The sequence below is a fragment of the Sphingopyxis sp. genome (assembly GCF_036402335.1).
Lineage (GTDB): Bacteria > Pseudomonadota > Alphaproteobacteria > Sphingomonadales > Sphingomonadaceae > Sphingopyxis.
In genome coordinates this window covers 1-6950 of sequence record NZ_DASWTD010000188.1, presented here as the reverse complement: position 1 = coordinate 6950, position 6950 = coordinate 1, and the positions used below count along the sequence as shown (strand labels likewise).

Below are 6950 nucleotides of genomic sequence, written 5' to 3'. Positions count from 1 at the left end.
ACCTGGCATATCGGCATCCTCCACACCAAGATCGCCAATGCGACCTTGTTCGGCAATTGCGCGAGCCTGCTCCTTGTCCTGTGGGGGGTCTTTCTGACGCGCACGCTGCCGCGCGGCTGGCAAGCGCTCGCGGTGCTGCTTGCTTTCGCCGGTTCGGCGCTATTGATGGGGCAGAGCTATGAAATGTCTCGTGAATATCTTCTCGGTGACCTTTTGAGCCTGCTCGCGGGCGTGCTGTACACCTGTTACGTCATCCTGATGCAGCGCGTGCGCGGAACGCTCGCGCCATGGACCGCGCTCGGCATCGCCTCGGTCGTTTGCGTGCCGGTGCTACTGGGCACCGCGCTCGTGCTGGGCGAGGCGATCGTGCCACGCGACTGGACCCCGCTGATCCTGCTCGCGCTGACCAGCCAAGTCGTAGGTCAGGGGCTGATGATCTGGTCGCTGCCGCGCTTCTCGCCGCTGGTGCTCGCACTGACGCTGCTGATCCAGCCCGCGATCGCCGCGATCGCCGGCTGGCTGATGTTCGACGAACGGCTCGGGCCGGTCGATATTTTCGGTGGCATGCTCGTCGGTGCCGCACTCGTGCTGATTCGGTTGCCGAGCCGCCGCGCGGCGCCTATCTGAGCATCATGGCTTCGATCCTGCCCGCCGACCCGACCCTCGACGAGATACGCGCCGCGCTCGCGCCGCTGATCGCCACGTCCGCCGCATTCGATGGCTTCAGCCCCGCCGCGCTCGACGACGCCGCGGCACGCGCAGGTGTCGATGCCGATGTCGCGCGCCTCGCCTTTCCCGGCGGCGCCCGCGACATGGTCGACGCCTGGTTCGCCGATATCGACGCGACCATGGAAGCGCGCTGGCCGGCCGCGAAACTCGCCACGCTCAAGATCCGCGAGCGCATCACGTCGCTGGTCGAAACGCGCCTCGACCTGCTCGCGCCGAATCGCGAATCGCTGCGCCGTGCATTGGCTTTGCTCGCGCTGCCGACCAATACGCCGCACGCCGCCAAACTCGGCTGGCGCGCCGCCGATCATATGTGGCGGCTCGCGGGCGACACGGCGACCGACTATAATCATTACAGCAAGCGCGCGATCCTCGGCGCGGTCTACGGATCGACGATGGCGGTGTTCCTGAATGACGAGAGCGAGGATTTCGCCGAAACGCGTGCGTTCCTCGCGCGCCGCATCGACCAGGTGATGCGCTTCGAAAGCTGGAAGCATCGCCGCGCGTCGCGCAGCATCGAACGGCCAAGCCTTGCACGCTTCGTCGGACGGCTCCGCTACCCGGGGCGCTGACCCCCCGGGATAAAGGACTGGCGCGAAGCGATTGTTATTGATAATCGCTCGCAAATGACTGCTTTGCTCGAAAATGTGCTGGATCGTGCGCCGCTGGGTGTCGCGGTGCGAATATCGCGTATCGACTGGACGGCAATGTCCGACGACGAGGGACGCCGCCTCCGCGAATTCGGCCTGATGGAAGGGTGCGAGGTCACCCCGCTCCACCGCGGCAGCATCTTTTCGCGCGACCCGCTCGCACTCATTGTCGGACGCATGAAGGTCATCATCCGCGCGCGGCAAGCCGCCGCGATCGAAGTGGAGCCCGCCGCATGACCGCTGCCATTCCCTCGATCGCACTCGTCGGCAACCCCAATGCTGGCAAGTCGAGCCTGTTCAATGCATTGACCGGCGCGCGGCAGAAAATTGCCAATTATCCCGGCGTCACCGTCGAGCGGAAGGCGGGGCATGCGAGTTTTGCCGACGGCCGCCCGATCGCGCTGATCGACCTGCCCGGCACATACAGCCTGACACCGGCGAGCCTCGACGAAGCGGTGACGCGCGATGTCATTTTGGGCAAGCAGGATGGCGAGAAGCGCCCCGACGCGCTGATTGTCGTGCTCGACGCCGCGAACCTCGACAATCATCTTTGCTTCGCGCTCGAACTGCTCGCGCTTGGCCTGCCTACCGTCGTCGCGCTCAACATGGTCGATCTCGCCGAACGCGACGGGCTGACGCTCGACGCGGGAAGGTTGTCGAAAGAACTGGGCGTGCCCGTGGTGCCCACGGTCGCGGTGCGCAAGCGCGGCCTGACCGACCTGCTCGCCGCCGTCGACGGCGCGATCGAGGCGCATCAACCGCACGCCGCCGTCACGCCCGCCAAGGCGAACGACGCATCGCTGCACCAGCGCGCCCGCACGATCGCGCGCGCCGCGATCCTCAGCGAAACCCCGGTGCGCCGCTGGACCCAGCGCGTCGACAATGTCGTGCTGCACCCCGTCGCCGGACTTGCCATCCTTCTCGCGCTGATGTTCGTGATGTTTCAGGCGGTCTATGCCGCCGCCGAGGCGCCCGCCGACTTCCTCGAAGGCGGGATCGGCGTGTTGCAGCAGTGGGTGGTCGCCACCTTCCCCGACAATTTCCTGCGCGGGCTGGTCGTCGAGGGGTTGCTCGCAGGGGTCGGCGCGGTTGTCGTCTTCCTGCCGCAGATCCTGATCCTCTTCCTCTTTATCCTGTTACTCGAAGCGTCAGGCTATATGACGCGCGCCGCTTTCCTGATGGACGGGCTGATGGGCAAGGTCGGGCTGTCGGGCCGCGGTTTCATTCCCTTGCTGTCGAGCTTTGCCTGCGCGGTGCCTGGCATCATGGCGACGCGCGCAATCCCCGACGAAAAGGACCGGCTGACAACGATCCTGATCGCGCCGCTGATGACCTGTTCGGCGCGGCTGCCGGTCTATGCGCTGATCATCGCCGCCTTCATCCCGAATACGACGGTCGGAGGATCGCCGGTCGGGCTGCAGGGACTCGTGCTGTTCGGGCTTTATCTCGCGGGGATCGTCGGCGCGCTTGTCGTCGCCTATGTCCTGCGCCGTACCGTCGCAAAGGGCAGTGCGGCGGGCTTCATGATGGAAATGCCGCGCTATCAGATGCCGCGATGGCGCGACATCGCGCTCGGCCTGTGGCAGCGCGCGTGGATATTCCTCCGCCGCGCGGGCACGATCATCGCGATGACCACCGTCGTCCTCTGGCTGCTCCTCACCTTCCCGCAAGCGCCCGAGGGCGAAAGCCAGGTCGAATATAGTGTCGCCGGACGCATCGCGAGCGGGCTTGAGGTCGTCGTCAAGCCCATCGGTTTCAACCACGACATCGCGCTCGCGCTGATCCCCGCGATGGCGGCGCGCGAGGTCGCGGTGTCGGCGATGGCAACGGCGAACGCGATCGACGCCGGTGACGACGAGGAGGCGATGGCGCAGTCGCTGGGCGAACGGCTGCAGGGCAAGTGGAGCCTCGCCACCGCGCTCGCTTTCCTCGCCTGGTTCGTCTTCGCGCCGCAATGCATTTCGACGATCGCGATCACCCGGCGCGAGACCAACGGGTGGAAATGGCCGATGTTCATGGTTGGCTATTTGTTCCTGCTGGCCTATGCCGCTGCTGGTATCACTTACTGGACGGCCGTCGCCTTCGGACTCGGCTGATCCTCCCAACTTTTGAGAGCGGAGCGGAGCGGCGATGGCTGGCAGCGTCAACAAGGTAATTCTCATCGGCAACCTCGGCGCCGATCCCGAAATCAAGTCGTTCCAGAACGGCGGCAAGGTCGCGAATCTCCGCATTGCGACATCCGAGCAGTGGAAGGACCGGATGACCGGCGAGCGCAAGGAGCGCACCGAGTGGCATCAGGTCGTGATCAACGGCGAAGGGCTGATCGGCGTCGTCGAACGTTACCTCAAAAAGGGCTCGAAAGTTTACATCGAAGGCAGCCTGCGGACACGCAAATGGCAGGACCGCGACGGCAACGACAAATATACGACCGAGATCGTGATCGCGGGCATGGGCGGCACGCTGACCATGCTCGATGGCGCGCCGGGCGGCGGCGGTTCGCGCGGCGGCGGTGGTGGTGACGAGTGGAGCGGCGGTTCGTCGGGCGGTGGCGCGGGCGGCGGCTGGAACCAGGGCGGCGGTGGTGGCTCGTCGGGTGGCGGCTTCGGCGGCGGCTCGGGCGGCGGTGGCCGTCCGCCTTTCGACGACGATCTGGACGACGACGTTCCGTTCTGAGGCTTTTGAACGATGGCGAGTGACCTGCTGACCGCCGCGGACGTCGCGCGCGGCGTGTGCCGGCTGTTCGCGCAGCAGGGGCTGGTCGCGATTCCCGAGGTCACGCTCCCCAACGGGCGCCGCACCGACCTCACTGCGATCGACGCCAAAGGCAATATCACGATCGTCGAGATCAAGGTCAGCCGCGCCGACCTGCACGGCGACGGAAAATGGCCCGACTATTGCGACTGGTGCGACCGTTTCTACTGGGCGCTCGCATCGGGGCTCGACCCGGCGATCCTCGAAACCGAGGATTATCGTCCCGGCACCTCGGGGCTGATCGTCGCCGACCGCTATGGCGCGGCGGTGGTGCGCGAGGCAGCGTCGTGTCATCTCGCTCCCGCGCGGCGCAAGGCCGAGCTACTCAGGATCGGGCGACTCGCGATGCGGCGGTCGATGGTCGCGGCGGATCCCGAACTGGCGGCGGGCTGGGCCGAGAGCTAGCGATCGATCCGCGCCGAACCGAAGCCCGCTTCATATTGCGGTGCCGAATCGGCGATGCAGACCCATGGCGCTTTTGAACCGACGAAAATATGGGCCGCATAGCCGCGAAATCCCGGGTCTTCGTCGAGCAAACCCGCCGGGACGAAAAGAAACTTTCCGTCATCGCCGCTCAGCGGCACCGGGCTGCCGCATTGCCGGCAGAAATGCGACGACCAGCCGCCGCCATCGGGAACAGCGAAACGCTGGATCATGTCCTCACCCGCCAGCCAGCGGAAACTGGCTGCGGGCGCGTAGAAGACCGCATTGCCGTCCGTACCCGAGACCTTTCGGCATTTGGAACAATGACACTGGCCGGCCGGTCCAATTTTTCCGTCGATCTCGAAACGGATTTCACCGCACAGGCAGGAGCCATGAAGCGCGCTTGTCATAGGCCCTCCTTGTCCGTTCTTCGCAAGACTATCCCCGCGCCTGCATCCGCGCGAGATAGCGCGCGAGGATATCGATCTCGAGATTGACCGGGCGCCCTGCCGCGGCTTCGTCGAGTGTCGTCATCTCCTGCGTGTGCGGGATGATGTTGAGAGTGAAATGCGCCTCTCCATCGGGCTGATCGATCACCGCGTTGACCGTCAGCGATACGCCGTCGACGGTGATCGAACCCTTGGGCGCGATATGCGGCGCGAGCGATGCGGGCGCCGCAACGGTGACCGTCACGCTGTCGCCCACGGGCTCAACCGAAACGATGCGGCCGATATCGTCGACATGGCCGGTCACGATATGGCCGCCGAGCTCGTCGCCGATCTTGAGCGCACGCTCGAGGTTGAGGCGGCGGCCGGCCTCCCACATGCCCGGCGCGGTGCGCGCGATCGTTTCCGCGCTCGCGTCGATCGCGAACCAGCCGCCCGGACCGTTGCTGTCGCCATCGACCCCCTTGTCGACGACGGTCAGGCAGGCCCCCGAACAGGCGATCGAGGCGCCGAGGTCGATCGTGCCGACGTCGTAGGCGGTGCCAATGACGAGCCGCGCGTCGCCGCGATCCTCGCGCGCGCGGATGGTGCCGATGTCGGTGATGATTCCCGTGAACATATGAGCCTTATTCCCTTCGCGTCCGCTCGTAGACGTCGAGCCGGTCGCTGCCAAGCAGGCGGCTGTCGGCGAGCCGCCAGCGACCGTGCGCCCCGGCCAGATCGGTCAGGCCGATATCGCCGAGCGCCGGCTTGCCGCCGCCGATCAGGATCGGCGCGCGGTAAAGGAGCAGGCGATCGACGCGATCGGCAGCGAGAAAGGCCGACGCAGCACCGGCGCCGCCTTCGACGAGCAGCGAATCAATGTCGTCGACCGATTCGGGCGAGGCGACCGCGGTCCAGCCTTCGGGAGCCTTACCGCTGGTGAGCAGGAATTTGCGCGGACTGCGATCTTCCAGCCCCGGCAGGCGCACATCGAGCTTCGGCGAATCGGCATCGAATGTCCCGCGCCCGACGAGGATCGCCTGATGCTGCGCGCGCTCGAGATGCCCGTGTGCGCGGGCGCGTGTCCCGGTGATCCAGCGGCTCGTCCCGTCAGCGCGCGCGATGCAGCCGTCGAGCGAGGTCGCGAGCTTGAGCGTCACGAACGGCCGGCCTTCGCCCTGCCGCGTCCACCACGGCGCCATTGCGGCGCGGGCCTCGGCGGGCAGGATGTTAAAGACAACCTCGATTCCGGCCGCCTGCAGTCGCGCGATGCCCTTGCCGTCGGTGCGCGGGTCGGGATCCTGCGCCGCGATCACGACACGCGCGACCCCTGCGGCCACGAGCGTATCGCTACACGCCGGCCCGCGCGGGCTCGCATGCGCGCACGGTTCGAGCGTGACATAGGCGGTCGCGCCGCGCGCCGCGTCGCCTGCCGCCGCGAGCGCCAGGGCCTCGGCGTGCGGGCGGCCGCCCGCTTGCGTCCAGCCGCGCGCGACGATCTTGCCACGCTTGACTAGCAGGCAGCCGACATTAGGATTGGGCGCCGACGCGGGCCGGCCACGCCGCGACAGCGCGATGGCGGCCGCCATCCAGTCGGCGTCGGCGGGCGGCCGTTGCATCAGGGCCGGGTTTGGGCTGCCGCGGCAGGTTGGGGACCGCGCGCGGCGCGTTCGGCAAGCGTCGAACGGACCTGCACCGGTGCGGGCTTCCTCTTCGCTTCCGCTGCCGCTTCATCGCCCAGCGTCTCGCGCGTCACCCTGTCGGCCTCTGCCGAATCATATTCGATGCCGAGGCTGTCGGCGAAGCGCTGATATTCCGCGCGCTTCTGGGCGTTATGCAGCGTCGTTTCCTTGGCGCGCGCCACCCAGTCGGCGCGAATCTCGGCAGCACTACGGTTCGCGGCCCAGTTCTCGAAATAGATGATCTGTTCCTTGGGCGCTTCGTAAGGGATCAGATATTTCTCGACCCCGGA

At 66.8% G+C, this 6950-nt stretch carries 10 protein-coding genes; 6 read left to right on the top strand and 4 right to left on the bottom strand.

Features of this window, described 5'->3' with window-relative positions; all coding sequences use genetic code 11:
- The 6 genes from VGD20_RS06025 to VGD20_RS06000 form a co-directional block, all read left to right on the top strand.
- The coding region (locus VGD20_RS06025; protein WP_331133585.1) for a DMT family transporter at positions 1 to 627 on the top strand (627 nt) is incomplete at its 5' end.
- A 5-nt stretch (positions 628 to 632) separates the two neighbouring features.
- Positions 633 to 1298, top strand: coding sequence for a COQ9 family protein (locus VGD20_RS06020; RefSeq protein ID WP_331133584.1), 666 nt, complete (start codon positions 633 to 635; stop codon positions 1296 to 1298).
- A 54-nt stretch (positions 1299 to 1352) separates the two neighbouring features.
- Positions 1353 to 1613, top strand: a complete 261-nt coding sequence (locus VGD20_RS06015; protein WP_331133583.1) for a FeoA family protein — start codon at positions 1353 to 1355, stop codon at positions 1611 to 1613.
- A complete protein-coding gene (gene feoB / locus VGD20_RS06010; RefSeq protein ID WP_331133582.1) occupies positions 1610 to 3472 on the top strand; it encodes a ferrous iron transporter B in 1863 nt (620 codons plus the stop codon). The genes VGD20_RS06015 and feoB overlap by 4 nt, the downstream gene beginning before the upstream one ends.
- A gap of 34 nt (positions 3473 to 3506) precedes the next feature.
- Positions 3507 to 4049 carry a single-stranded DNA-binding protein gene (gene ssb, locus VGD20_RS06005; protein WP_331133581.1) on the top strand — a complete coding sequence of 181 codons (543 nt, stop codon included), beginning with the start codon at positions 3507 to 3509 and terminating at the stop codon, positions 4047 to 4049.
- Between the two features lie 12 nt (positions 4050 to 4061).
- Positions 4062 to 4532, top strand: coding sequence for an MmcB family DNA repair protein (locus VGD20_RS06000; protein ID WP_331133580.1), 471 nt, complete (start codon positions 4062 to 4064; stop codon positions 4530 to 4532).
- Here the strand turns inward: VGD20_RS06000 and VGD20_RS05995 are convergent.
- From VGD20_RS05995 to VGD20_RS05980, 4 genes are all read right to left on the bottom strand, one after another.
- Positions 4529 to 4960, bottom strand: coding sequence for a GFA family protein (locus VGD20_RS05995; RefSeq protein WP_331133579.1), 432 nt, complete (start codon positions 4958 to 4960; stop codon positions 4529 to 4531). The genes VGD20_RS06000 and VGD20_RS05995 overlap by 4 nt on opposite strands.
- 28 nt (positions 4961 to 4988) lie before the next feature.
- Positions 4989 to 5615: a riboflavin synthase gene (locus VGD20_RS05990; protein WP_331133578.1), complete on the bottom strand. Its 627-nt coding sequence runs from the start codon at positions 5613 to 5615 to the stop codon at positions 4989 to 4991.
- A 7-nt stretch (positions 5616 to 5622) separates the two neighbouring features.
- Positions 5623 to 6567, bottom strand: a complete 945-nt coding sequence (ribD, locus tag VGD20_RS05985) for a bifunctional diaminohydroxyphosphoribosylaminopyrimidine deaminase/5-amino-6-(5-phosphoribosylamino)uracil reductase RibD (RefSeq protein WP_331133586.1) — start codon at positions 6565 to 6567, stop codon at positions 5623 to 5625.
- 29 nt (positions 6568 to 6596) lie between these two features.
- Positions 6597 to 6950, bottom strand: a 354-nt coding sequence (locus VGD20_RS05980; protein WP_331133577.1) for a hypothetical protein, incomplete at its 5' end; no start/stop codon positions are given.

Excerpts from the sequence above, each read along its gene's own strand:
- VGD20_RS05995 (WP_331133579.1), bottom strand. The coding sequence starts at position 4,960 with ATGACAAGCGCGCTTCATGGCTCCTGCCTGTGCGGTGAAATCCGTTTC.
- ribD (WP_331133586.1), bottom strand. The coding sequence starts at position 6,567 with ATGGCGGCCGCCATCGCGCTGTCGCGGCGTGGCCGGCCCGCGTCGGCG.
- ssb (WP_331133581.1), top strand. The coding sequence starts at position 3,507 with ATGGCTGGCAGCGTCAACAAGGTAATTCTCATCGGCAACCTCGGCGCC.
- feoB (WP_331133582.1), top strand. The coding sequence starts at position 1,610 with ATGACCGCTGCCATTCCCTCGATCGCACTCGTCGGCAACCCCAATGCT.
- VGD20_RS06015 (WP_331133583.1), top strand. The coding sequence starts at position 1,353 with ATGACTGCTTTGCTCGAAAATGTGCTGGATCGTGCGCCGCTGGGTGTC.
- VGD20_RS05990 (WP_331133578.1), bottom strand. The coding sequence starts at position 5,615 with ATGTTCACGGGAATCATCACCGACATCGGCACCATCCGCGCGCGCGAG.
- VGD20_RS06000 (WP_331133580.1), top strand. The coding sequence starts at position 4,062 with ATGGCGAGTGACCTGCTGACCGCCGCGGACGTCGCGCGCGGCGTGTGC.
- VGD20_RS06020 (WP_331133584.1), top strand. The coding sequence starts at position 633 with ATGGCTTCGATCCTGCCCGCCGACCCGACCCTCGACGAGATACGCGCC.